The sequence below is a fragment of the Streptomyces sp. NBC_01197 genome, from assembly GCF_036010505.1.
Lineage (GTDB): Bacteria > Actinomycetota > Actinomycetes > Streptomycetales > Streptomycetaceae > Streptomyces.
Map to the genome: position 1 here is coordinate 4,360,418 of NZ_CP108569.1, position 24,103 is coordinate 4,384,520.

At 71.1% G+C, this 24,103-nt stretch carries 21 protein-coding genes; 10 read left to right on the plus strand and 11 right to left on the minus strand.

The window, feature by feature from the left end:
* The first annotated feature begins 14 nt into the window (after positions 1-14).
* From OG452_RS20010 to OG452_RS20030, 5 genes are all read left to right on the plus strand, one after another.
* A complete protein-coding gene (locus OG452_RS20010; RefSeq protein WP_327299702.1) occupies positions 15-2,024 on the plus strand; it encodes an acetyl/propionyl/methylcrotonyl-CoA carboxylase subunit alpha in 2,010 nt (669 codons plus the stop codon).
* Complete coding sequence (locus OG452_RS20015; RefSeq protein WP_327296946.1) at positions 2,021-3,235, plus strand: acyl-CoA dehydrogenase family protein; 1,215 nt, start codon at positions 2,021-2,023, stop codon at positions 3,233-3,235. Before OG452_RS20010 ends, OG452_RS20015 begins: the two co-directional genes overlap by 4 nt.
* 97 nt (positions 3,236-3,332) lie before the next feature.
* Positions 3,333-4,955, plus strand: coding sequence for a 4-coumarate--CoA ligase family protein (locus OG452_RS20020; RefSeq protein ID WP_327299703.1), 1,623 nt, complete (start codon positions 3,333-3,335; stop codon positions 4,953-4,955).
* Positions 4,956-5,005: 50 nt separating this feature from the next.
* On the plus strand, positions 5,006-5,764 hold the full coding sequence (locus OG452_RS20025) for an enoyl-CoA hydratase family protein (RefSeq protein ID WP_327296947.1): 759 nt from the start codon (positions 5,006-5,008) through the stop codon (positions 5,762-5,764).
* Positions 5,752-6,435, plus strand: a complete 684-nt coding sequence (locus tag OG452_RS20030; protein ID WP_327296948.1) for a TetR/AcrR family transcriptional regulator — start codon at positions 5,752-5,754, stop codon at positions 6,433-6,435. Before OG452_RS20025 ends, OG452_RS20030 begins: the two co-directional genes overlap by 13 nt.
* A gap of 33 nt (positions 6,436-6,468) precedes the next feature.
* On the opposite strand, the gene OG452_RS20035 is transcribed toward OG452_RS20030, so the two are convergent.
* The 3 genes from OG452_RS20035 to OG452_RS20045 all read right to left on the minus strand — a co-directional run bounded on the left by OG452_RS20035 (position 6,469) and on the right by OG452_RS20045 (position 8,624).
* Positions 6,469-7,449, minus strand: a complete 981-nt coding sequence (locus OG452_RS20035; RefSeq protein ID WP_327296949.1) for a MarR family transcriptional regulator — start codon at positions 7,447-7,449, stop codon at positions 6,469-6,471.
* A gap of 234 nt (positions 7,450-7,683) precedes the next feature.
* A complete protein-coding gene (locus OG452_RS20040; RefSeq protein WP_327296950.1) occupies positions 7,684-7,908 on the minus strand; it encodes a hypothetical protein in 225 nt (74 codons plus the stop codon).
* Between the two features lie 92 nt (positions 7,909-8,000).
* Positions 8,001-8,624, minus strand: coding sequence for a TetR/AcrR family transcriptional regulator (locus OG452_RS20045; RefSeq protein ID WP_327296951.1), 624 nt, complete (start codon positions 8,622-8,624; stop codon positions 8,001-8,003).
* Between the two features lie 101 nt (positions 8,625-8,725).
* Between OG452_RS20045 and OG452_RS20050 the strand changes: the two genes are divergently transcribed.
* Positions 8,726-9,478, plus strand: a complete 753-nt coding sequence (locus OG452_RS20050; RefSeq protein WP_327296952.1) for an alpha/beta fold hydrolase — start codon at positions 8,726-8,728, stop codon at positions 9,476-9,478.
* A 113-nt stretch (positions 9,479-9,591) separates the two neighbouring features.
* On the opposite strand, the gene OG452_RS20055 is transcribed toward OG452_RS20050, so the two are convergent.
* From OG452_RS20055 to OG452_RS20065, 3 genes are all read right to left on the minus strand, one after another.
* Complete coding sequence (locus OG452_RS20055) at positions 9,592-10,698, minus strand: hypothetical protein (protein WP_327296953.1); 1,107 nt, start codon at positions 10,696-10,698, stop codon at positions 9,592-9,594.
* A 133-nt stretch (positions 10,699-10,831) separates the two neighbouring features.
* A complete protein-coding gene (locus OG452_RS20060) occupies positions 10,832-11,884 on the minus strand; it encodes a hypothetical protein (RefSeq protein WP_327296954.1) in 1,053 nt (350 codons plus the stop codon).
* A 129-nt stretch (positions 11,885-12,013) separates the two neighbouring features.
* Complete coding sequence (locus OG452_RS20065; protein ID WP_327296955.1) at positions 12,014-13,132, minus strand: citrate synthase 2; 1,119 nt, start codon at positions 13,130-13,132, stop codon at positions 12,014-12,016.
* 239 nt (positions 13,133-13,371) lie between these two features.
* Here OG452_RS20065 and pdxH point away from each other — a divergent pair, with 239 nt between their 5' ends.
* Both pdxH and OG452_RS20075 read left to right on the plus strand, forming a co-directional pair.
* Positions 13,372-14,010: a pyridoxamine 5'-phosphate oxidase gene (gene pdxH, locus OG452_RS20070; RefSeq protein ID WP_327299704.1), complete on the plus strand. Its 639-nt coding sequence runs from the start codon at positions 13,372-13,374 to the stop codon at positions 14,008-14,010.
* A gap of 520 nt (positions 14,011-14,530) precedes the next feature.
* Positions 14,531-16,225, plus strand: a complete 1,695-nt coding sequence (locus tag OG452_RS20075) for a PAS domain-containing protein (protein ID WP_327296956.1) — start codon at positions 14,531-14,533, stop codon at positions 16,223-16,225.
* An 85-nt stretch (positions 16,226-16,310) separates the two neighbouring features.
* Here the strand turns inward: OG452_RS20075 and OG452_RS20080 are convergent, their stop codons facing one another.
* Positions 16,311-17,465, minus strand: a complete 1,155-nt coding sequence (locus tag OG452_RS20080; protein WP_327296957.1) for an AMP-binding protein — start codon at positions 17,463-17,465, stop codon at positions 16,311-16,313.
* A gap of 205 nt (positions 17,466-17,670) precedes the next feature.
* Positions 17,671-18,441, minus strand: a complete 771-nt coding sequence (locus OG452_RS20085; protein ID WP_327296958.1) for an SIS domain-containing protein — start codon at positions 18,439-18,441, stop codon at positions 17,671-17,673.
* Positions 18,442-18,567: 126 nt separating this feature from the next.
* On the opposite strand from OG452_RS20085, the gene OG452_RS20090 reads away from it, so the two are divergent.
* Both OG452_RS20090 and OG452_RS20095 read left to right on the plus strand, forming a co-directional pair.
* Positions 18,568-19,260, plus strand: a complete 693-nt coding sequence (locus OG452_RS20090) for a metal-dependent transcriptional regulator (protein WP_327296959.1) — start codon at positions 18,568-18,570, stop codon at positions 19,258-19,260.
* Between the two features lie 638 nt (positions 19,261-19,898).
* On the plus strand, positions 19,899-20,765 hold the full coding sequence (locus tag OG452_RS20095; RefSeq protein ID WP_327296960.1) for an alpha/beta fold hydrolase: 867 nt from the start codon (positions 19,899-19,901) through the stop codon (positions 20,763-20,765).
* Positions 20,766-20,830: 65 nt separating this feature from the next.
* Here the strand turns inward: OG452_RS20095 and OG452_RS20100 are convergent, their stop codons facing one another.
* From OG452_RS20100 to OG452_RS20110, 3 genes are all read right to left on the minus strand, one after another.
* Positions 20,831-22,459, minus strand: a complete 1,629-nt coding sequence (locus OG452_RS20100; RefSeq protein WP_327296961.1) for a transporter — start codon at positions 22,457-22,459, stop codon at positions 20,831-20,833.
* Positions 22,456-23,232 carry an ABC transporter ATP-binding protein gene (locus OG452_RS20105; protein WP_327296962.1) on the minus strand — a complete coding sequence of 259 codons (777 nt, stop codon included), beginning with the start codon at positions 23,230-23,232 and terminating at the stop codon, positions 22,456-22,458. The genes OG452_RS20100 and OG452_RS20105 overlap by 4 nt, the downstream gene beginning before the upstream one ends.
* 126 nt (positions 23,233-23,358) lie before the next feature.
* A complete protein-coding gene (locus tag OG452_RS20110) occupies positions 23,359-24,033 on the minus strand; it encodes a bifunctional DNA primase/polymerase (protein WP_327296963.1) in 675 nt (224 codons plus the stop codon).
* Positions 24,034-24,103: the final 70 nt, after the last annotated feature.

The following is a 24,103-nucleotide window of genomic DNA, read 5'->3' on the forward strand; positions in this document are numbered from 1 at the left end:
AGATGAGAACGAAGATGATCACCTCCCTCCTTGTCGCCAACCGCGGCGAGATCGCCTGCCGGGTCTTCCGTACCTGCCGAGCCCTGGGCATCGCGACCGTGGCCGTCTTCTCCGACGCGGACGCGGACGCGCTGCACGTACGGGAGGCGGACACCGCCGTACGGCTGCCGGGGTCGGCCCCCGCCGACACCTATCTCCGCGCCGACCTCGTCGTCGCGGCGGCGCTCGCCGCGGGCGCTGACGCCGTCCACCCGGGCTACGGCTTCCTCTCCGAGAACGCCGCGTTCGCCCGCGCTGTGACCGACGCCGGGCTCACCTGGGTCGGCCCGTCCGCCGACGCCATCGAGGCGATGGCGTCCAAGACCCGCGCCAAGAAACTCATGGCCGGGGCCGGCGTCCCCCTGCTGGCCCCCGTCGACCCGGACAGCGCCACGGATGATGATCTCCCGCTGCTGCTCAAGGCGGCGGCGGGCGGTGGCGGCCGGGGTATGCGCGTCGTACGTGAACTCGGCTCGCTGAAGGGCGAGATGACGACCGCCGTCGCTGAGGCGCGGTCCGCATTCGGGGACGGCGAGGTCTTCGCAGAGCCGTACGTGGAGCGCGGGCGCCATGTCGAGGTGCAGATCATGGCCGACGCGCACGGCACCGTCTGGGCGCTCGGCACCCGGGACTGCTCCCTCCAGCGCCGCCACCAGAAAGTCATCGAGGAGGCCCCGGCCCCCGCCCTCCCCGACGCCCTGCGCGCCACGCTGCACCAGGCCGCCACCGCCGCCGCCCGAGCGGTGGAGTACCAGGGGGCGGGGACCGTGGAGTTCCTCGTCGCGGAGAGCGGCGACCGGGCGTACTTCCTGGAGATGAACACCCGGCTCCAGGTCGAACACCCCGTCACTGAGGCGGTGTTCGGGCTGGACCTGGTAGCGCTCCAGCTCCGTACGGCGGAGGGCGAACCGCTCCCGCCCGGCGGCCCCCCGCCGCCGCGCGGCCACGCCGTGGAGGCCCGCCTCTACGCGGAGGACCCGGCCGCGGGATGGGCTCCGCAGACCGGCACCCTGCACCGGCTCGACGTGCCAGGCGCCGTCCCGGAGGCCGGTGCCCCCACCGGTACTCGCCCTGGCGCCCCCGCCGTCCGGCTGGACACCGGGTACACCGGCGGCGACACCATCGGTATCCACTACGACCCGATGCTCGCCAAGGTCATCGCCCACGCCCCCACTCGTACCGAGGCGGTGCGCGCCCTCGCGTACGCCCTCGAACGCGCTCGTATCCACGGCCCGGTCACCAATCGAGACCTGCTCGTACGGTCCCTGCGCCACCCGGACTTCACCGCGGCCCGGCTCGACACCGGCTTCTACGACCGCCACCTCCCCGGACTCACCGTCCCCGCCCCCGATCCGCTCGCCGCGCTCGCCGCCGCCCTCGCGGACGCGTCGACAGGATCGGGGGTCCGGACCGGCGGCTGGCGGAACGTACCGTCCCAGCCGCAGACCAAGACCTACCGCTCCGAGCCGGACGGCGAGGTGTACGAGATCCGCTACCGCCTCACCCGGGACGGGCTGCGCGCCGACGACTTCCCCGGCGTACGGCTGCACGCCGCCACGCCCCGGCGCGTCTCGCTCGAAGTTGACGGGGTGCTACGCCACTTCGACGTCGAGGTGCACGGCGACCGCGCCCACGTCGGGCCGCACACCCTCACCCGGCTGCCCCGCTTCCCCGACCGGGCCGCCCGCACCATGCCGGGCTCGCTGCTCGCCCCGATGCCCGGCACGGTCGTACGGGTCGCCGACGGGCTCGCGGCCGGGGACGCCGTCACCGCCGGGCAGCCGCTGATCTGGCTGGAGGCCATGAAGATGGAGCACCGCATCACGGCTCCGGCATCCGGCATCCTCACCGCACTCCACGCCGCCCCGGCCCGCCAGGTCGAGGTCGGCGCGCTGCTCGCCGTCGTACAGACCGCACAGCCGGACACACAGCCGGACACGCCGCTGGACACGCAGCCGGACGCACAGGAGGCCCTGGAGTCATGAGCACTGGCACAAGCACTGGCACTGCCGCAAACCCTGGCCCCGCCGCCGGAACCACCCCCACCGGCAACACCCCCATCGAAACGGAGGAGCGCGCGGCCCTGCGCGCCGCCGTAGCGGCCCTAGGCAGGCGTCACGCCGGCGCCAGCCACCGCGACTACGACCGAGAGGCCCTCTGGACCGCTGCGGCGAAGCTCGGCTACCTCGGCGTCAGCCTCCCCGAGGAATACGGCGGCGGAGGCGGCGGCATCGCCGAACTCTCCATAGTTCTGGAGGAGTTGGGCGCCGCGGGCTGCCCGCTCCTGATGATGGTCGTCTCGCCCGCCATCTGCGGTACGGTCATCGCCCGCTTCGGTACGGAAGCGCAGAAACAGCGGTGGCTCCCCGGCCTCGCGGACGGTTCGCTCACGCTCGCCTTCGGCATCACCGAGCCGGACGCCGGGTCCAACTCCCACCGCATCACCACCACCGCCCGCCGGGAGAGCGGCGGAGACTGGCTGCTCACCGGCCGGAAGGTCTTCATATCCGGCGTCGACATGGCCGACGCGACCCTGATCGTCGGCCGCACCGAGGACGCCCGCACCGGACGCCTCAAGCCCTGCCTCTTCCTCGTCCCCAGGGACGCCCCCGGCTTCCAGCGCACGCAGATCGAGATGGAGATCCAGGCACCGGAGAAGCAGTTCGAGCTGGTACTCGACGACGTACGGCTGCCCGCCGACGCCCTGGTCGGCAGCGAGGACGCCGGGCTGCTCCAGCTCTTCGCCGGGCTCAACCCCGAGCGGATCATGACCGCTGCCTTCGCGATCGGGATGGGCCGCTACGCCCTGGCGAAGGCCGTCGACTACGCGAAGACCCGTCAGGTCTGGAAGGAGCCCATCGGCTCCCACCAGGCCATCGCGCACCCCCTCGCCCAGTCCCACATCGAACTCGAACTCGCCCGGCTGATGATGCAGAAGGCCGCCGCGCTCTACGACGCGGGCGACGATCCGGGCGCGGGCGAGGCGGCCAACATGGCCAAGTACGCGGCGGGCGAGGCCTGTGTGAAGGCCGTCGACCAGTCCGTGCACACCCTCGGCGGCAACGGCCTCACCCGCGAGTACGGGCTGGCGGCGCTCATCACCGCGTCCCGGGTGGCCCGGATCGCGCCGGTCAGCCGGGAAATGATCCTGAACTTCGTGTCCCACCAGTCCCTGGGTCTCCCCAAGTCCTACTGAAAGGCGCGATTCTGGGCCGACCACCTGGGCCCTGCCCGCACCGGGCCCACGCACATGTCGCGCGTCGAAGGGGACTGGCATGGTGTTCCACAGCGAGATGGTGTTCCACAACGAGTACGAGGATGTAGCGGTTCTCGACCAGCCCATTCACGAAGCGGTAATCGGCCGGGCGCACGAGTACGGCGACGCCCCCGCACTGATCGACGCGGTGGACGGCACCACCGTCAGCTACCGCCAACTGGACGCCCGGCACCGGGCGGTCGCCGCAGGGCTGGCCGCCGCCGGTGTGTGCAAGGGCGATGTCGTCGCCCTGCACAGCCCCAACAGCATCGCCTACCCCGTCGTCTTCCACGGCGCGAGCCGGGCGGGCGCCACGGTCACCACCGTGCACCCGCTCGCCACGCCGGAGGAGTTCGCCAAACAGATACGGGACTGCGCCGCGCGGTGGATCATCACGGTGTCGCGGCTGCTCGACGTGGCCCGCCGGGCGGCCGAACTGGTCGGCGGGGTCGAGGAGATATTCGTCTGCGACCGGGCCGAAGGACACCGCACGGTGCTCGCCCTGCCGGGGGCCCGGGATCGTCCCCACACCCACACACCCGACGTGGCCGTCCCTATCGACCCCGCTGAGGACATCGCCGTCCTGCCCTATTCGTCGGGTACCACCGGCACCCCCAAGGGCGTCATGCTCACCCACCGGTCCATCTCCACCAACCTGGCCCAGCTGCACCCGTTCGCCCGGATGGGACCCGGGGAGCGGATCCTCGCCGTGCTGCCCTTCTTCCACATCTACGGACTCACCGCCCTGCTCAACGCACCGCTGCGGTACGGCGCGACGGTGGTGGTGCTGCCACGGTTCGAGCTGGGCCAGTTCCTGGCCGCCATCGAGAAGTACCGCATCAACGGGCTGTACGTGGCCCCGCCGATCGTCCTCGCCCTGGCCAAGCATCCGTCCGTCACGCGCTACGACCTGTCGTCGCTGGAGTACATCGTCAGCGCCGCCGCCCCGCTCGACTCGGCTCTGGCCGCCGCCTGTTCGGCCCGGCTCGGGCTGCCGCCGGTGCGCCAGGCGTACGGGATGACGGAGCTGTCACCCGGTACACACGTCGTGCCCCTCGACGCGGAGAACCCGCCGCCGGGAGCCGTCGGGAAGCTGTTCCCCAGCACGGAGATGCGCATCCTCTCGCTGGAGGGGCCCGCGCGTGATCTCGGTGCGGGCGAGGAGGGTGAGGTCGCCATCCGCGGGCCGCAGGTCATGAAGGGCTACCTCGGCAGGCCCGAGGCCACCGCCGGGATGATCGACGAGGACGGCTGGGTGCACACCGGGGACGTCGGCCGGGTGGACGAGGACGGCTGGCTCTTCATCGTCGACCGGGTCAAGGAACTCATCAAGTACAAGGGCTTCCAGGTGGCCCCCGCCGAACTGGAGGCGCTGCTGCTCACCCACCCAGCCATCGCCGACGCGGCGGTCATCGGTGTGTACGACGAGGACGGCAACGAGGTGCCCAAGGCATTCGCCGTCCGGCAGGCGGGCGCGCACCTCACGGAGGAGGAGCTGATGGCGTACGTCGCGGAGCGCGTCGCCCCGTACAAGAAGGTCCGGCGGGCCGAATTCATCGGGGCCGTCCCGCGTGCCACATCGGGGAAGATCCTCCGGCGTGAACTGCGCGCACGGGAACGGCGGACCAGCGGCCGGGAGACCAGGGAGCACAGCGCATGACGTCCACGACACCCAAGTCGTCCGTGGCACCCACGACATCCAATCCACCCATGTCACCCACGTCATCGCCGCCCGGCGTGATCCGGACGGTGCACGACGGCCGGGGGATCACCACCCTGACACTGGACGCACCGCAGAGCCGCAACGCGCTCTCCGCACAGCTGGTGGCGGAGCTGGAGCAGGCGCTGTCGGCGGCAGCCGGGGACGACTCCGTACGTGCGGTGGTCCTCACCCACACCGGGAACACCTTCTGCGCGGGCGCGGACCTCAAGGGGCCGCCGGACCCGGCCGCGTTCGTGGGGCTGATGCGGGCGATCGTCGCGCACCCACGGCCCGTGGTCGCCCGCGTCACCGGTCATGTACGGGCCGGCGGACTCGGACTGCTCGGCTCCTGCGACATCGCGATGGCGGGGCCGGCGGCCTCCTTCGCCTTCACCGAGTCCCGGCTCGGCCTGGCCCCCGCCGTCATCTCGATACCGCTGCTGCCGCGCATGGACGCGCGGGCGGCGGCACGCTACTACCTCACGGGCGAACGGTTCGACGCCGCCGAAGCCGCCCGTACGGGACTGATCACGGCCACGGCCGACGACGTGGACGCGGCACTCGCGCCAGTCGTGGACGGACTGCGCAGGGCCTCCCCGCAGGGCCTGGCCGCATCGAAGTCCCTGGTCACCGCTACGGTGCTGGAGAACTTCGACCGCAACACGGAAGACCTCATCGCCCACTCGGCGGCCCTCTTCGCGTCGGCCCAGGCGCACGAGGGGGTACTGGCCTTCCTCGAACGACGGGATCCCGCATGGGTGTTGTGACGGACATGGGCGGCGATCCGGGCAGTGCCGGCAATCCGGTCGGTGTCGGCGTTCCGGGCAGTGCCGGCAATCAGGTCGGTGTTGGCGATCCGGACCGTACGGGCCGGGGCCCCAAGCAGGACCGCAGCCGCGCGACCCGGCAGCGCCTGCTGGAAGCAGCGGTCTCCTGCCTTGCCGAACACGGCTGGGCAGGCTCCACCGTCTCCGCCGTCGCGGAACGCGCGGGCGTCTCACGGGGCGCGGCGCAGCACCACTTCCCGACCCGCGAGGACCTGTTCACGGCGGCGGTGGAGTACGTGGCCGAGGAGCGCTCGACCGCCCTGCGTACCCTGCCCCCGCAGGACCGCCGCACCGTGGTGGCGGCCCTGGTCGGTCTCTACACCGGCCCGCTGTTCCGGGCCGCCCTGCACCTGTGGGTGGCCGCGTCCGACGAACCGCAGCTGCACGCCCGCGTCACGGAACTGGAGGCCCGGGTCGGCCGCGAGTCGCACCGGATCGCCGTACAGCTGCTGCGGGCGGACGAGTCGGTGCCCGGCGTACGGGAAACGGTGCAGGGCCTGCTGGACATGGCACGGGGGCTGGGCCTGGCGAACCTGCTCACGGACGACGGGGTGCGCCGGGAGCGCGTGGTGGAGCAGTGGGGCACCCTGGTGGAAGGGGCGCTGGGGTGAGAGGGCGCTCGGTGAGCGGGAGTCTTCCCCGGTTCAGGTGGCCCTGAGCAACTCACGGAGGCGGCCCGCGTGAGCCCGGACATCGGGCCCGGCTGGGGAGTCGGGGCGGCCTTCGCCGGGAGACGGCGAGGTCTCCGGGGCGTCGGCCCGGTGGCAGGGCCGGCACAGACCGTCGGGAAGGGCTTCGGCACGTCCGGGTGTGCCGCAACGGGTGCACTCCACCATCAGGCGCAGGCCAGGGCCGGCGACCGGGGCAGCGGGCAGCGCTGGAGGGATCTTGTCGGTGAGACGGCGGCGCACGAAGCCGACCGGTGAGGCGATGTGGGAGGGCAGCCCGGCGGACAGGGCCCGGGTGAGGTAGTCCGTGTTCACCCCACGCGCCAGCCAGTCGGCGGCCAACCCCTCCAGAGCCGCACAGTCGACGGCGGAGAGCGCCAGCCGGGCGTCGTTCCGGCCGAGTTGGGCCAGAGCGAGGTAGGCGGGCGAGGGGCTGCTGTCCGGGGCCGGATCCGGGGTCGGCCGTTCCGGGGTGGGCCGTTCCAGGGTCGGTACGGGCACGACGGGTGCAGACGTCACGGGTGCGGACGGCACCCCTTCTCGTACGTCCTGCTGATCCCGTTCCACGAGGTGGGCGGCCCACCATTCGTTGTCGCGTGCGGTGCGGGACCAGAAGGTGCGGAAGACCCAGCGGACCTGATCGCCTTCGCCGACGAGACGCCGTACGCGACGGAGATGACCGGCGACCGACAGCGCGGTCAGCGCGGTGCTGATGGCCTGCTGTCCGTAGAGCGGAAGTTGTTTGGCGAGGCTCTTTACGTTCATCGCCGCACCCTCGGGCAGATGGTCCACGAACCCGGCGATGTAGCGCTCCCGTTCCGGCAGCAACGTGAAGTCGTCGGTGCAACGGGGGAGTTGATTTGGGGCAGAACGTTTGCCGTAGCCGGGCTTGGCCATCGGGTACGGGCGCGGTGATGCGGGCGCGGACAGGGCAGGGCTAAAGTGCTCGACAGCCACGGGATCGCTCTTTCATCCCGAAGCTCGCGTCCCGACGCCCGGGTCCCGAAGCTCACATCCGCCAGGAGTCCTCTCCGCGTACGCCCAAAAGAGTGAGGGCGGGGTACCTGAGTCCCGGCACCTGAGTCCCGAGTCCCGAGGCTCGGGCGGCTCCATCCGCCGACGCCTCGACCGACTCGACCTCTGCTTCCAGACTGATCAGGTCGGCGTACACGGGGGTATGGGCAGTCCGATTCAGGTGCCGTTCCGATCGGCCACGGTCACGACGACGTGTCCCACCCGGGTCTCGGCGTCCGTGATCTCGGCGACGGTCCAGTCCCTGATGCCGTCGCGTACGCCGTCGATCCTGCGCTCCACCGCAGCCGCACCGAGCCCGGCGGCGGTGTACGAGGCGCGCAGGCGCCGCTCGAAGTCCTGCTGCCAGTTCATGCTGTCGTCGAGGGCTCTGAATTCCGTCACCTGAGCACACTAAGACGTCCTGACAGATTGACGTCGTTGTGGGTGGCCGTTGGTCAACACCTCTGCGGGGCGTCCCTATTTACTCCTTCCGTCTATGCCGACAATGCCTGGCGCCACTGCTCAGCGACAGTACGGCTGAGCCGCTGGGTGTCGACGGCGTCCGAGTCCAACAGGCGCTGCATTCCGATGCCCCGCAACTGTCCCAGAACCGCCACGGCCACGTCCTGCGGGTCGGTGTCCGCTCCTATCGTGCCGTCCGCGATACCTGCGGCGACGTCGTCGCGTAGCTCTGCCCGGAATGCCTCGTCGCGTTCCCGGAAGAGCGAGGAGAGTTCGGAAGCCGTCGACGCCTCGGCCCACAGCAACAGGAACGCCCGGCTGGCAACTCCGTCGCGGCCGAGTTCACTGACGTAGCCTTCGATCAGGAGTACCAGGCGTTCGAGCCCGGGCGGCAGGTCGCCGGCGCCCGGGACGAACCCGCTCTGGATGGACTTCGCCAGCGCATCGAGCAGCGCCTGTTTCGAGCCGAAGTGGTGGGTGACGATTCCCCGGCTGTACCCGGCCCGCTCACCGACGCGAGCCAGGGTCACCGCGCGCACTCCGGATTCCACTACCAGCTCCGCGGCCGCCATGAGCAACGCGGCTCTCGTCGCGGTGCGCCGCTGTTCCTGGGTGCGACGTGCCCTGCGGGCCGGGGTGCGCTGTTCGGACGGCATGATCGCGAGAATATCGCACACACTGGAACTAACTTGCTTGTCGAACAACAAGTTTGTGAGGATGGGGGGACCTTGCTCGCCATCTGAGCCCCAGGAGCCTCATGACTGCAGTATTCGTGAACGGCAACCCCGAGACCGCCGCGATATGGGACCCGCTGTGCGCCGAACTGGACCGGATGGACGTCCTGCGCCTGTCCCCGCCCGGCTTCGGCACGCCCATCCCGTCCGGCTTCGGCTGCACCGTGTCCGCCTACCGAGACTGGCTCGTCACGGAGTTGGAGACACTCGGCGAGCCAATCGACCTCGTCGGCCACGACGTGGGCGGCAGCACGGTCGTCTCCGTTGCCATGACAAGGCCCGACCTGCTGCGGACCTGGGTCAGCGACTCCCTGGGCGTGTTTGATCCGGACTATGTCTGGCACGACCTCGCCCAGCAATGGCAAATGCCCGAGACTGGCGAGAAGTCGGTCGCGGACTTGCTGGGCGGCACGCTCGACGAACGCACCGAGCGCATGGTCGCCAGAGGCATCAACAGGCCGGTCGCCGCACGGCTGGCCGCCGCTCAGGGGCCGCAAATGGGACAGGCCATCCTCGCTTTCTACCGTTCCGCCATCCAACCGGTCATGGCCGAACTGGGCCAGAACCTCCCCGCCGCCGCAGCACGCCCCGGCCTTGCCATCGTCGGCACCGACGACCATCTCGTTGGCTCCCAGGACATGCGCCGCCGGTCCGCAGCCCGGGCAGGAGCCCGGGTCGCAACCCTCGACGAGGTGGGGCACTGGTGGATGGTGCAAGACCCAGTCCGCAGCGCTCGAGCCCTCACCTCATTCTGGGCCGAACAAAGTTCGGTGTAGTAGGCAGCGCGTTTGGCGTAGCGGTGGGCCACGGTCGCGGGACTGCCCGACTCTGTTGAGTCCCCGCCGCTCTGGACCCGTTTGCGCGTAGCTGCGAGCAGTTACCCCACCGCTCAGGTTGGTCCCGGCGAAGCGAAGGGAGGGCCCTGGCCGCCCGCGTGGTCGGCCGTGCCGACCGATGCTGCGAAAAGGCCTGTGTGGAGGTTCTCCAGCCGGATGCGCCGGTCGATGTACAGCAGGCCGAGGGTGAGGGGGGTCAGCGGTGCCCTGAGCGTCGCGGCGGTCACGGCGGCGAGTACGACGACGGTGGCCGGAAGGATCAAGTCGGACGCCGACAGCGGGAACGACTGACCGCTCCGGGTGCCGTCGAGCGCACCCAACGGGGCGAGCTGTGTCGCGATCGTTCCCGCCACGGTAGTGATCAACTGGGTTGCTGCGTAGCCGATCATCCGGGCCAGGCACGCAACGCCGACACCACGCCACCAGGTTCCGTGGCTGAGCGTCCAGGACCGGCGCATCGCGGCGGCCGGGCGCTTGTTCTCCAGGACCGTCACCGGTACGGCGAGGAGGAGCCGTCCTCCTGCATAGAGGGCGCCGAGCAGACCGGGGATGAGCAGGAGCAAGCTGAAGGCCGCGGCGGTCGTGCTGTGCAGGATGGTGCCGAGCAGGATGGCCGGCAGCGTGGAGGCGAGCAGAATGGCCCCCGTGGTCAGACTGATCAGAAGCTGGGTGCCCAGCACGCGCCACAGGTGGCGTCGGCCCTCCGCCCAGGCCCGGCTGGCTATCGGGCGCGGGCGGCCGAGTACGGCGTAGTGGCCTAGCACAGTGGTGCTGACTGTCGCGGTGGCGGCGTACGCGACGGTGGCGTAGATCAACAAAGGGAGAGCGGCAATGCCGATGACCTCGGCCATCTCCAGCAGGTGAGGGGTGGTTGTCCGGGTGCCGGGCGCAGGCAGTGGCGTGATCAGCGTCCAGGCGGCGAGGGCGCAGCCGCTGAGCAGCACGGTGAAGCCGAGAGCGAAGGCGAGCAGGGGGAGGTAGAGCGGCCTGGCGTAGCGCGGCATGGTGGTGAGGACGCCGCGCATGATGTCACCCGAATCCAGCGGGCGCAGAGGCACGGTTCCGGGTTGGGGCGCGGAGGGGGCGTACGCCCAGCCTGTCGGCACCGGGGCGCCGAAGCCGCCGGAACCCACTGCCCACTGTCCCCCGTCGGTGGTCATGGCCCGTCCTCCCCGTGTGCGACGGCACACTGCTTCGAGAGTAAGTGGTTGAAGTCCCCTTTGGTACGGGGCTGTTGGGTTCTGTCGTGGTGCGCGGGCGGGCGGGGCGTAACGGTGCGCGGGGCGTGCCCGGTCAATTCCGTGGTGCCAGTGCTTCCAACTGCTCCATGATGGGCCCCGTTTCCCGCTTGACCAGGCGGCGCAAGGTGAACCAGGACGGCATCCGCAACGCCGTCGGGTCGAAGCGTGTGAAGGTGGCCTCCCAGCCCGGATCGAACACCACCATGCCTTTGAGGACGAAGTCCCAACGCAGCCTTTTCCGGCCTCCGTTGAGCCAGATTTCCCAGCGTGGGCGCGTGGGGCGGGCGGGAGGCGGATAGTCCGGCAGCGCGGGCAACGGCGGCCACGCGGTGCCGGCCGTCTGCGGCTCGGTCCGCGAACGCCGCGCGTACTCAACGGCGACCGCCTCGCGGAAGCGCTCGTAGGCGGGGGCATCGCAGTAGACCAGCACAACCAGCCTCGTGGCCGGTCGCAGGAGGCGTACCGCTTCCGTGAACTCCCACACCGTCCCCGGACCGAGGCCCGCCGCCATCAGCACCACCTGAGCTCCCTCGATCAGCGAGCTGACGGTGGATTGCCAGTCATCGAGGGGTAACTGCCCGCGCACCGCGCCGATCGGCGGAAGGTGCTCCCCGGGCCTGCCGACCGCGATGACCCGGCCGAAGAGCCCGAAGCGGTGCACCAACTTCTCCTCGTGGGTCAGCCCGGAGAGGAAGAACAAGTTGGCCGGGCCAGCCCCGCCGCCCAGGATGTCGGTGTCCAGCGCGGCCATGACCGCGTCGTTCGAGAATGGGCGCAGGTACAGGACATAGCGGGTGCCCGCCAGGGCGTCGAACGAGTCGATCACATCGGCTGTGTACCGCTTGCCCTGCACCACGAGGCGACGGCCGGCCCCGAAGACCCTCAGGGCGACACCGACCGCCGCTAGGCTCCCCACCCCACGCAGCCACCAGGCCGGGTGGAGCATGCCCGGCAGGTGATCGCTGTTCAGTCCTGCTTGGAAGACCAGCCAGCCCGTGATGCCCAGCACTGCTCCCGCCAGCCTCAGGGCCCACCCGGCAACCACGAGCCGACGCCCCTTGGGCCAACGCTCATCGACGTGGGACAACAGCTTTCCGGTGCGCACAGGTCCTCCGTAGGTTCTCCGTACTCCGGTACGACTCTGCCCACGATCGACCGTAGCCACCGCGATCCGCCCCGGCTACCGCTCTCCCCGGCCAACTGCGGGCGCCGGCACGGGAGGGCGCCGCCACCCTCACCCCGTGATGCTGCCGTACCCCTCGATCTCGCGAGGACTACGCGTTCCGGGCCCCACGTACCGCGCCGAAGGCCGCACCAGCCGCCCCGTGCGCTTCTGCTCCAGGATGTGCGCGCTCCAGCCCGCCGTGCGGGCGCACGTGAACATCGACGTGAACATGTGCGCCGGGACCTCCGCGAAGTCCAGCACGATCGCCGCCCAGAACTCCACGTTCGTGGCCAGCACCCGGTCGGGGCGCCTGGCGTGCAACTCCTCCAGGGCCGCCTTCTCCAGCGCCTCGGCGACCTCGAAGCGCGGCGCGGCCAGCTCCCGGGCCGTACGGCGCAGGACCCGGGCCCGCGGGTCCTCGGCGCGGTAGACGCGGTGGCCGAAGCCCATCAGCCGCTCGCCCTGGTCCAGCGCCCGCTTCACGTACGCGCTCGCGTCGCCCGTCCGCTCGATCTCCTCGATCATCCCGAGTACCCGCGACGGCGCCCCGCCGTGCAGCGGCCCGGACATCGCGCCCACCGCACCCGAGAGTGCGGCGGCGACATCGGCGCCGGTCGACGCGATGACCCGGGCGGTGAAGGTGGAGGCGTTCATTCCGTGCTCGGCGGCCGACGTCCAGTACGCGTCAACCGCCTTGACGTGCTTGGGATCCGGCTCACCGCGCCAGCGGATCATGAAGCGCTCGACGACCGAATCCGCCTTGTCGATCTCGCTCTGCGGAACCATCGGGCTGCCCTGGCCACGCGCCGACTGGGCGACGTACGAGAGGGCCATCACGGCCGCGCGCGCCAGATCGTCACGCGCGGTGCGCTCGTCGATGTCGAGCAGCGGTTTCAGGCCCCAGACGGGCGCGAGCATCGCCAGCGCGGACTGCACGTCGACCCGGATGTCCCCGGAGTGCACCGGGATCGGGAACGGCTCGGCGGGCGGCAGCCCGGGATTGAACGCGCCGTCGACCAGCAGACCCCAGACGTTCCCGAAGGACACCTGGCCGACCAGATCCTCGATGTCGACGCCGCGGTACCGCAGCGCGCCGCCCTCCTTGTCCGGTTCGGCGATCTCGGTCTCGAATGCGACGACTCCTTCGAGTCCGGGTACGAAAGCGGCTGCGGCAGCGGCGTCGGACATCGGGCGGCTCCTCGTGATGCGTTCGGTCTACGGGTTCGGCGGGCTGGGTTCGGCGGGCTGGGTTCGGCCTTCGGGTCGATTCAGGGCGGTTCGGTGTGGTGGACATGTCGGCTGGCATGTCCGGGGGCGGAGGGACGAGTCTGACGGCTCCCGCCGGTGCGGGGAAGCGTGACATCCGGCACACATCCCCTTTGCGGCAGGATGGTCCCGTGCCGAACCATGATCTGAATCCCGCCGTGATGCGCGAGCAGTACCGTTCCTCCGTCCTCGCGGAGGCGGACCTCGCCGCCGCTCCGATGGACCAGTTCGCCCGCTGGTTCGCCGACGCCGTCGCGGGCGGACTGCACGAACCGAACGCGATGGTCGTCTCGACCGCGACCCCGCAGGGCAGCCCATCCGCCCGTACGGTGCTGCTCAAGCACTTCGACGCGGACGGCTTCGTCTTCTTCACCAACTACGGCTCCCGCAAGGGCCTCGAACTGGCCGCCAACCCCCAGGTCTCGCTGCTCTTCCCCTGGCACCGGATCGCCCGCCAGATCATGGTCACGGGCACGGCATCCCGTATCGCCCGCGAGGAGACGGTGGGGTACTTCCGCACCCGCCCGCACGGCTCACAGCTCGGCGCGTGGGCGAGCGCCCAGTCGTCGGTGATCGCCTCACGCGAGGAACTGACCAGCCGTTACGAGGAGTTGGCGGCCCGCTACCCGGAGGGCACCGAGGTCCCGGTGCCGGAGGACTGGGGCGGTTACCGGGTGGCTCCCGGCACGGCGGAATTCTGGCAGGGCCACGAGAACAGGCTGCACGACCGGCTGCGGTACGTACGCACGGAGAGCGGCGAGACGGGTCCGGCGTGGCGTGTGGAGCGGCTCTGCCCTTGAGGGGGATGCGTACGGGTGCGCCCGGGGGCCTCTGAACGGGCTTCTGCACGCGGCGTCCGGCGCGGCCTCCGGGCGGGGTTCCTGCACTGGGCTGTGCACGCAGAAACCCGCGGGCTCTGGTCCCTCCTTGCGGAGGAGCCGGCCGGACTTACCGGCGAGCCCGCGGGTCGGTGACTGCTTGGGATTTCGGCCGGCGGTCTGCCGGCACTGCACAGAGTGCGACGACGGGCCGTCAGCCCGCAGCCACCTCGCAAGTCCGAGAAGAAATCACTTCCGGAACACCTCCCTTCTAGCGTGCCGCCGACTTTAGGAGCCCCTCCGGACCGGTTCAACCGAATTAATCAGCGGGGGGCGAGGCCGGGGGAGAACGGCTGGAACCCGGCACCCCGGCCGTATGGACTTGCCATGGCCGGAACTTATTTCCGTAAGTCGGGTGTGCGCTGCGTCACGTTCGCGTTGAATGATCTGACGTGCGGTACATGCAGTACATGCGGCGGACGCGTCCTGTTGGGGGTGCCGGATGAGTGGTTCCCGGATCGAGGCAGCCAGTGCGCTGGGGCCCGATGAGCCCGAGCCCGGTGGGGCATCGGGGGCTGGAGGGGTTCCTGGTCCCGGTGTTCCGCCCGGCGCTCCCGACGGTGCCGGTGGTTCCGACGGTGCCGGTGGTTCCGGTGACCCGGGCAGCCCGGGCTCCGATCTGCTGGCGGCTCTGCTGGACGGGATGGACGCCGCGCTCTGCGCGTTCGACGCGGACGGGGTAGTCACGCACTGGAATCGCGAGGCCGAGCGGATTCTCGGCTGGTCAGCCGACGAGGCCGTCGGGCGTACCGGCTTCGCGGGCTGGGCGGTACGGGCCGCGGACGCCGGCGAGGTGCAGGGCCGGCTGATGACGGCGATGCGCGGGCCGGGCCGCCAGGTCCACGAGTTCGCGCTGCTGCGCAAGGACGGCGGGCGGGTGCTCGTACGGACCCAGTCCTCCGGGGTGCGCGGTCCGGACGGCACACCGGCCGGGGTGTACTGCGCGTTCGGCGAGGTCCACGCGCAGATCGATCTGGAACGGGCGATCGCGCTCAGCGAGGCCATGTTCGACGACGCCTCCTGGGGGGTCGTCCTGGTCGATGTCGATCTGCGGCCGACCGTCGTCAACGCCCATGCCGCGAGGGCGCTCTCGGCGGGGCGCACCACGCTGCTGGGACGCCCGCTGGGCGACCTGATCGTGCAGGGCGTCGAGGAACTGGAGGGCGCGCTCCAGCACGTACTGGCCGAAGGGGCGCTTCCGGCGCCCGCCGATATGTGGGTGACGCTGCGCACTGCGGAGGGTGAGCGGCGGCGCTGCTGGCGCAGCGGGTTCCTGCGGCTGGCCTCACCGCTTACGGAGGAGCCGGTTCCGCTTGGGGTCGGCTGGCTGTTCCGCGACATCACCGCGGCCAAGCAGGCCGAGCAGGAGGCGAGCCGGCTCCGCTTCCGGGGCAACCAGCTGCACCGCGCCTCGCGGGTGGCCGCCGAGTGCGAGGACCCGATGGAGGCGGCGACGTCGTATCTGGACTTCGCGCTGGCCGGGTTCGCCGACCATGCGCTGATCGACATCATCGACGGAGCCGACGGAGCCGACGGAGCCGACAGCACCGGCAACAGAGCTGACAGCACCGGCATATCCGCCGACGCGCTCTCCGGCTCGTCCGGGCCCTCCTCCGCGGGGGCGCCGGCCGAGCGGCTCGTACGGGTGGCAGAGACGCCATCCGGAGGCGCGTCCGGGCCGTGCCTGCCGGCGGCGGGCGCCGCCCTGCCGGTGCGCTACCAGGCGGGCCATCCGGCGCTCCAGGCGGTGGCCAGGACCGGAGCGGTACGGACCAGCGCGGCGGCCGCGCCCAGGTCGGCGTCGGCATCCACACCCGTATCCGCGTCCGCGTCAGCTTCGGCGTCGGCTTCGGCGGAAGGTACGGCCAGGGGCGCATCCGCCGCGTGGGCGTCGGAGCGGCAGTGGCCGCCGGGCACCGTGCACGCGCTGTGCACGGTGCTGCGGAGCCGGGGGAGGACGCTGGGGGTCGTGACGTTCCTGCGCGGGGCGAGCCGCCTCGCCTTCGAACGGCCCGACGCGGTGTACGCGGAGAGCTTCGCCGTACGGGTGGCTTCCGCCATCGACCTGGCGCAGGCACTGGCGGACCGGGCACAGCCGCCCCGGGCCGGCGAGTACCGGCCGGAGGACAGCGCCTGACCACCTCGCTGAGCTGCAAGTTGGCGATGAGTGTGCCGGTCGGCCCCTGGGCGCCGGTGATGCCTGTGACGCCGCTGAAGCCTGTTTACGCCTGTGACGCCTGCTCGATGATGAGGTTGCCGGGTGCGTCCAGGCGGACGGCGGACAAGACCCCTTCGCCCCTTGCGTACACCTTCTGCACCCGGCAGCCCGATCCGGGCGCCAGACGTTCCGCCGACGCACGGTGCAGAGGTGCTCCCCCGATCTGCATCACCCGCAGACTCGACAGATCCTCTGCCGCGCCGGGCAGGGCGTCCAGCCACTGCGAGGCGATGGCCGGTACGACGGACGTGAACGTCACGCGTTCGCCTTCGATGGCGCGGAAGGCCTCCGCGGGTCCCGGGTCCTCGATCAGGACGACGGTTCCGCCGACGGCGAGAGTGCCGACGATGCCGGGGCAGCCGAAGGCGAAGTTGGACTCCGCAGGCAGAGCCGCCAGATACACGTCCTCCCGGGTGAGCCCGAGGAGTTCGCCGGTGGCGCGGGTCTGGTACGCGTAGTCGTCATGGGCACGCGGGATCAGCTCGGGCGGGGCGGGCGTTCCCAGTGCGGCCCTCCCGCCGGACATCAGCAAGCCGGACGACAGGAAGCCGGGCAACAGGAAGAAGGCCACCGACCCGGCGTCGAGCGGCGGGTCGGGCTCGGGCGGGGCGTCGATGGAGCTCAGCGGGAAGGAGAGGCACCCGTCCGACGACACGGAGAACCCGCCGGCCGGCGTACCGGCCCCGGACCAGGTGAAGACGCGCCGCAGGAAGGGGAATTCGGCGGAGATGCCGGAAGCCATCCCGGCGTGGTCGAAATTGCGGTAGGAATCGGGACCGACGTAGCCGACAGCCCCGGTCCTGCGGACGAGATGGCTGATCTCGGCAGCACGGTGAGCGACGGGGCACAACACCGGGATCGCCCCGGTTCGGAAGAGCGCGAACACCGTCACGACGAACTCGGGCACATTCGGCAGCTGCACCACCACCCGGTCTCCCGGACGGATGCCGCGCAGCCGGAGACCGGCGGCCACGCGGTCCACCCGCCGGTTCAGATTCGCGTACGTCATGCGGCTGCCGCTGTGCACCAGAGCGGTCCGCGTGCTGTGTTCACGTGCCCAGTCCCGCAGCAGATCGCCGAGCGTGCGGCCCTGCCAGTGCCCGGCCCGCCGGTAGCCTGCCGCTTCCTCTTCGGGCCAGGGGGTGAAGGCGTCAAGCATGTTCCTGTCCTCCTGCGGGAGCGGGTGCGGTGATCCCGGCAGTCGGACACACCGCGGTGTCGGTCTCGGCGCGAACCTATGGCCGAACCACGGTGTACTCAATGAGAGTTCCGGTTGATATGTACGCAACCCTGCTGGATGAAAGCACAGCCGGGGGTGCCGCGTGCTCGCGTGCGGAGGAATGAGGAATAAGGGGCGTCCAACCTCAGTGCTGGTAGAAGATCCGGTCGCGGTACTCCGTGAACACCCGGCCGTTCCACTCGTGCCCGCCGTCGACGTTGCCCGAGCGCAGCAGCGGTGGCTCGATGCCGCGGTGGGCCAGTGCGCCTGCCGCCGAGGCCATCATCGCCTGCATCAGTGCGCTGGCGACGACGGTCGACGCGGGCGCGAAGGGGGCCTCGACCCCCTCGGCGGTGAGCTCCGCGTCGCCCACCGGGATCCTGCTGTCCACCACGATGTCGCAGTGGTCCTTGAGGTACGTACCGGAGGAGTGCCGTGACGTGGTCTCTTTCGTGTACGCCACCGACGTCACGCCGATGACCTTCAGACCCAGGGCACGGGCGCTCATCGCCATCTCCACGGGGAGCGCGTTGCGCCCGGAGAGCGAGATGATCACGAGTACGTCGCCGGCCGCGGCCGGACTGGAGTGGAGCACGGCGCTCGCGAGACCGTCGACCCGCTCCAGGGCCGAGCCGAGCGTGGCCGGCCTGACGTCGACGCCGAGGGTGCCGGGGACAGCGAGCAGGTTCATCAGGGCGAGGCCGCCCGCGCGGTAGACCACATCCTGAGCGGCCAGCGAGGAGTGGCCCGCGCCGAAGGCGAAGAGGCGGCCGCCCGCCTGCACGGTGTCGGCTATCGCGGAACCGGCCGCCGCCACGTTCTGTGACTCCTCGTCGCGCACCTGGCGAAGCAGGCCGATCGCGGCGTCGAAGAACTCGCCGGCAAGGCCGCTGCTCCCGCTGTTCTCGCTGCTCATGCGCATCACGGTGCGGTCCGTACCAGGGCGGTGTCAATACCGCCCACGTCCTGCGCGGACCGGTTGTCGGAGGTATGCGTCAGAATTGGATGAGGGCCATAGCGGTAGCGGAGCATAGGGGCACGTATGAGTGGGCTGATCGACACTACGGAGATGTACCTCCGCACCATCCTTGAGCTGGAGGAGGAAGGTGTGGTCCCCATGCGGGCCCGCATCGCGGAGCGGCTCGACCAGAGCGGGCCGACGGTCAGCCAGACCGTGGCGCGCATGGAGCGTGACGGCCTGGTGGCCGTCGCGAGCGACCGGCATCTGGAGCTGACGGAGGAGGGCCGGCGGCTGGCGACGCGCGTCATGCGCAAGCACCGGCTCGCCGAGTGCCTCCTTGTCGACGTGATCGGCCTGGAGTGGGAGCAGGTGCATGCCGAGGCCTGCCGCTGGGAGCACGTGATGAGCGAGGCGGTGGAGCGGCGCGTGCTGGAGCTGCTGCGCCATCCCACGGAGTCGCCGTACGGCAATCCGATCCCGGGTCTGGAGGAGCTGGGCGAGAAGGCCGAGGCGGACCCCTTCCTCGACGAGGGCCTGCTGAGCCTGGCCGAGCTGGATCCGGGCGCCGACGGGAAGAACGTGGTGGTGCGCCGGATCGGCGAGCCCATCCAGACCGACGCCCAGCTGATGTACACGCTGCGTCGCGCGGGGGTGCAGCCCGGCTCGGTGGTGAGTGTCACGGAGTCGCCCGGCGGGGTCCTGGTGGGCAGCGGCGGCGAGGCCGCCGAGCTCAACCCCGAAGTGGCTTCGCACGTCTTTGTGGCCAAGCAGTAGCCAGAGCGGCAGCAATAGCGGTAGCAGTAGTGCGACAGCAAGTAGTGCGGTAGCGGTAGTGCAGAAGCAGAGGTCCTGGAAGCAGAGGTCCGTCGTGCGCTGGGCGGGCGGTTGCGGTCGGCCCGCGCAATGGTGCGGGAACGGCCCCGGCCGCACGTAACCCGTGCGAGGCTGACGCCTATGACCTGACGACGGTGTCAGGTCCGGACCTGTCGCGGCCCGATGCGGCCCGCCCGTCCGGTAGGGAGGGGAGCAGATGCATGCGTCTGTCGCGGACTCACCGGGCCCCGCAGCGGGTCCCATGCCGGGCCCCGCACCAGGAGGCCCCGCACGCAGAGGGCCCCGGCGCTCGGAAGCGCCGGGGCCTGACCTCCCCGCGCCGACCTGGAGCCCCGAGCTCTCAAGGTCGGCCTGAGCGGACCCTCATCCCCGAGTGGTCCGCCCCCCGCACGAAATCTCCCCCGGGCAGCAACCCTCAATCCTCGGGAGTTGTCACTCGAAGGTGGGGTGTTGAGGAGGGGAACCGTATTTTCGAATGCGAGTTCGATAGCCTGTGTGACGCGACATGGATCTACCACCTGAGCGGCCTGCGGCAGGTGCGGACCGACCACCCGGGGGACTGAAGGGGGTGCCAGAACATGGTGCAGCGCATCGACGTGACCGGACCCGACGGCGTACGCCTTGCCGCCTGGGAGTTCGCCGACCCGCCCAAGGACACCGACGGGGGCGCCGAGCGCCCGCCCGGCGTCTTACTGCTGCACGGGCTGATGGGCCGCGCCTCGCACTGGGCGTCCACCGCGCGCTGGCTCTCCGAGCGGCACCGCGCGGTCGCCCTCGACCAGCGCGGCCACGGACGCAGCGACAAGCCGGCCGAAGGCCCGTACACCCGGGACGCCTACGTGGCCGACGCGGAGGCCGCGATCGTTCAGCTGGGGCTCGCCCCCGTCACCCTCATCGGCCACTCGATGGGCGCCCTCACCGCCTGGCAGCTCGCGGCCAAACGGCCGGACCTGGTCCGGGCCGTGATCATCTGCGACATGCGGGCCTCCGCCCTGGGGGTCGCCTCCCAGCGCGAATGGGAGGACTGGTTCAGCTCCTGGCCCGTCCCCTTCGCGACGCTCGCCGACGTACGGAAGTGGTTCGGCGAGGACGACCCCTGGGTGGAGCGCCCGAATCCGTCCCGCGGTGAGTTCTTCGCCGAGGTGATGGCGGAGAGCGCCGACGGCTGGCGGCCGGTCTTCTCCCGGCGCCAGATGCTGAAGTCCCGTGAGACCTGGGTCTTCGACGCGCACTGGGAGGAGCTGGCTCAGGTGCAGTGCCCGGCACTGGTGGTCCGCGGACTGGACGGCGAGCTGGGCCGGGCGGAGTCACAGGAGATGGTCAGGGTGCTGCCCCGCGGTGAATACGCGGAAGTGGCCGACGCGGCCCATCTGATCCACTACGACCAGCCCGAGGCGTGGCGGGCGGCGATAGAGCCGTTCCTGGACGCGGTGGTCGCGCAGTAGCGGGGGCCGGGCGGGCAAGCCCCCTGGCCCCCCGGCCCCCCCCAGGCCCCTCGCTGCCCCAGAGCTCACCCCTTGCTGACCGCCAGGAGGATCTCCGGCAGCCGGCCGGCAGCCTGGGGTGCGGCCGCCCGCAGTCCTGCCCAGGCCGCCGCCGTCCCGTACACCGCGCCCAGCGGCAGCAGCATCCACAGATAGGGCTCGTGGCCCGTGACGTGCAGGGCGATCAGCAGGGCGATCACCGGTGAGCAGAGCAGCGCCGCCGAGACCATTCCGCCGAAGATGGAGATCCAGGCGAGCCCCGCCTGCCCCGGGGCGACGTTCTTGTGGGCGTTGTCCTGCGGGATCGAGTACGGGAAGCGGGCCGAGGTCACGGCGCCCGTCCCCAGCATCGCGCCGAGCAGGGCGAACGCCAGCCCCATCGCCTCGGGCAACGCGCCCCAGTCGCCGAGCAGACCGGCCGTGACCACCGTGACCAGAGCGGTGTAGGGGACGGTGATCAGGCCGAGGGCCAGGGCGCGCGACCGCAGTTCGACGAACGCGTCCCGGGGCGACGAGATGGTCTGCGCGACCATCCAGAACGCGGAGGTGTCCTGGCCGAACTGGTTGTACATCTGGATGCCGAGCATCCCCGCGGCGAAGCACGAGAAGTAGATGGAACCGCTGCCCTGCACCGCGTTGAGCAGGGGCACGATCAGTCCGATCGCGAGCGAGGCGATCCACGCGGCCTTGGTCTTCGGGTCGCGCCAGACGTAGCGCAGGGTCCGGAGCATCACCGTGCCCGTACGGCCCTCGGGCAGCAGCCGCGAGAAACCCCCCGCCGACTCCTTGCGGCTCGGTCCGGCCGCCGCGAGCGTCGAGCCGTCCGGCGAGGTCATCAGCCGGACCAGGGTGCGCCGCCAGGCTTGGAGCATGATCACCAGGAAGGCCGCCGCGATGGCGAGTTGGGCCACGGCCGCTCCGTACGAGCCGGCGCTCGCCGAGTCGACCGCGCCGATCGCCGAGGCCGGCGGCAGCCACCGCACCACGTCCCCGGTCGGGTCGAGTGCGGAAAGTCCGCCGGCCCTGCCGAGCCGCTGCGCACCGAAGTTGACCGCCTGGATACCGATCGCGATCACCAGACCGCTCAGTACGGCCAGATCGCGGCCCTTGCGCGAGGTGAGCAGCCGCACGTTGGCGGCGGCCACCGTCCGCGCCAGCGCCACACAGCTCAGCACGGTGAGCGGAACGGCGATGACGGCGGCCACCGCTGCCGCCGCGTTCGTCGCCACGGCGAAGGCGGAACCGACCGCCAGACAGAGCGTGAACAGCGGCCCGATGCCCACCAGCGAGGCGGCGAGCAGGGCCCGTACGAGCGGTTGCGGGCGCAGCGGCAGCATCACCAGACGGCTCGGGTCCAGCGTCTCGTCCCCGCCGGGGAAGAACAGCGGCATCGCCGCCCACCCCACCGCGAGCACGAGCATGAGGATGACCGTCAGGGTGGCCGCGTGCGGGTGGCCGTGCAGCAGGACGAGGCCGAGAAGCAACAGCGCCGCGAAGAACAGGGAGCCGGCGACCGACGCGATGTACGCGGCCCTGCGGCCCGACGACTGGCGCAGGCCGTTGCGGAGCAGGGAGAGCTTCAGCCCGATGAAGACGGCGGTGAGGGAGGGGGCGGGCCGCTGGGTGTCCGGGGCGGTGGCGGTCGTCGCGGTCATCGCGGGCTCCCGCCCAGCCAGTCGAGGCTGTCCCCGGCGTGCCTGCCGTGCGCGCCGACCAGTTCGAGGAACGCCTCCTGGAGGGAAGGCGCGGTTCCGCGTACCTCGGCGAGCGGTCCCTGGGCGCGGATCCGGCCGCCCGCCATCACCGCCACCCAGTCGCAGAGCGACTCGACCAGCTCCATCACATGGCTGGAGAAGACGACCGTCGCGCCGGAGCGGGTGTAGCGCTCCAGCACGCCGCGGATCGTCTGCGCGGAGACCGGGTCGACGCCCTCGAACGGCTCGTCCAGGAAGAGCACTTCGGGGTTGTGCAGCAGCGCGGCGGCCAGCCCGATCTTCTTGCGCATCCCGGTCGAGTAGTCGACCACCAGCTTGTGCTGGGCGCCCGCCAGGTCGAGTACGTCCAGGAGTTGGGTGGCCCGCTTGTCGACCTCGGGGCCGGGCAGTCCGCGCAGCCGCCCGCTGTACGCGAGGAGTTCACGCCCCGACAGCCGCTCGAACAGCCGCAGTCCCTCGGGCAGTACGCCGATCCGGGACTTGACCGCTACGGGGTCCTGCCAGACGTCGTGGCCCGCCACTTCGACGGTGCCCTGGTCGGGCCTGAGCAGGCCCGTCACCATGGAGAGAGTGGTGGTCTTGCCCGCCCCGTTGGGGCCGACCAGGCCGATGAACTGGCCCGCGGGCAGATCGAGATCGATCCCGGCGACCGCGATCTGCTCCCCGAACCGCTTCCACAGTCCCTTAACCCGTACGGCTGCCTGGTCCGGCATGGTGCAGCGCCTTTCGGAGTCCCAGCTCTTGCGCCCACCCTACGGTCGCTTGCCGCCCGGCCGGGCCCTGCATCCAGGACCCGGTTCCAGGCCGCCTGTGGCAATCAACTCGCTACCGGCTACCGGCTACCGGCTATCGGCTACCGGCCGGGTCTCCTGGCCGCAGGCGTACGCGAGGGGGCCGGTCAGCTCGTCCGCGTCGGGCAGCCAGCGGTTGGCGGCCGTCGGCCGCCGCGCCCACTGCACGGCCCCGGCGGCCCCGACCCGGGTGGGCGGCGCCGCGACGTAGTCGCCCTCGCCGCGGACCACCAGGTCGATCGTGGACGGCGCCCACCCCAGCCTCCGTACCAGATCAGGTACTTTGGCCCCGGCGCCCGGCAGTACGAAGAAGAGCATCCGGCGGTGCGGCGTGCAGGTCACCGGGCCGAGTGTGACGTCCAGCCGTTCCATCCGGGCCAGCGCGAGGAAGCCCGCGGTCTCGGGGACGTCGATGGCGTCGAAGGTCCGTCCGGTCGGCAGCAGGATCGAGGCACGCGGCTGCTTGGACCACCGGGCGCGGGCGGCTGTGGCGCTGCCGGTGGCCTCGGCCGCCCAGTCGGGGCGCGTGGGGTGTGCGCCGGGCGCGGAGCACGCGACGTCACCGCAGGAGCACCGCTCGACGCCTTCCCTCGCCTCCAGCCAGGTGCCGGGGAGCACGTCCCAGTGCCGTTCCTCCGCGTACCGTACGGCGCTGTCCAGCAGCAGTTCCGTGCGCTGCTGGGGGATCTGTGCGGCTTGCGTACCCGTGGTGGTCTCTTTCACGAACAGCTCAACTCCCGCCGTCACCTGGGGTTACGGGGTCAATACGCCGGGGAGAGCGGCGGTTTGACGG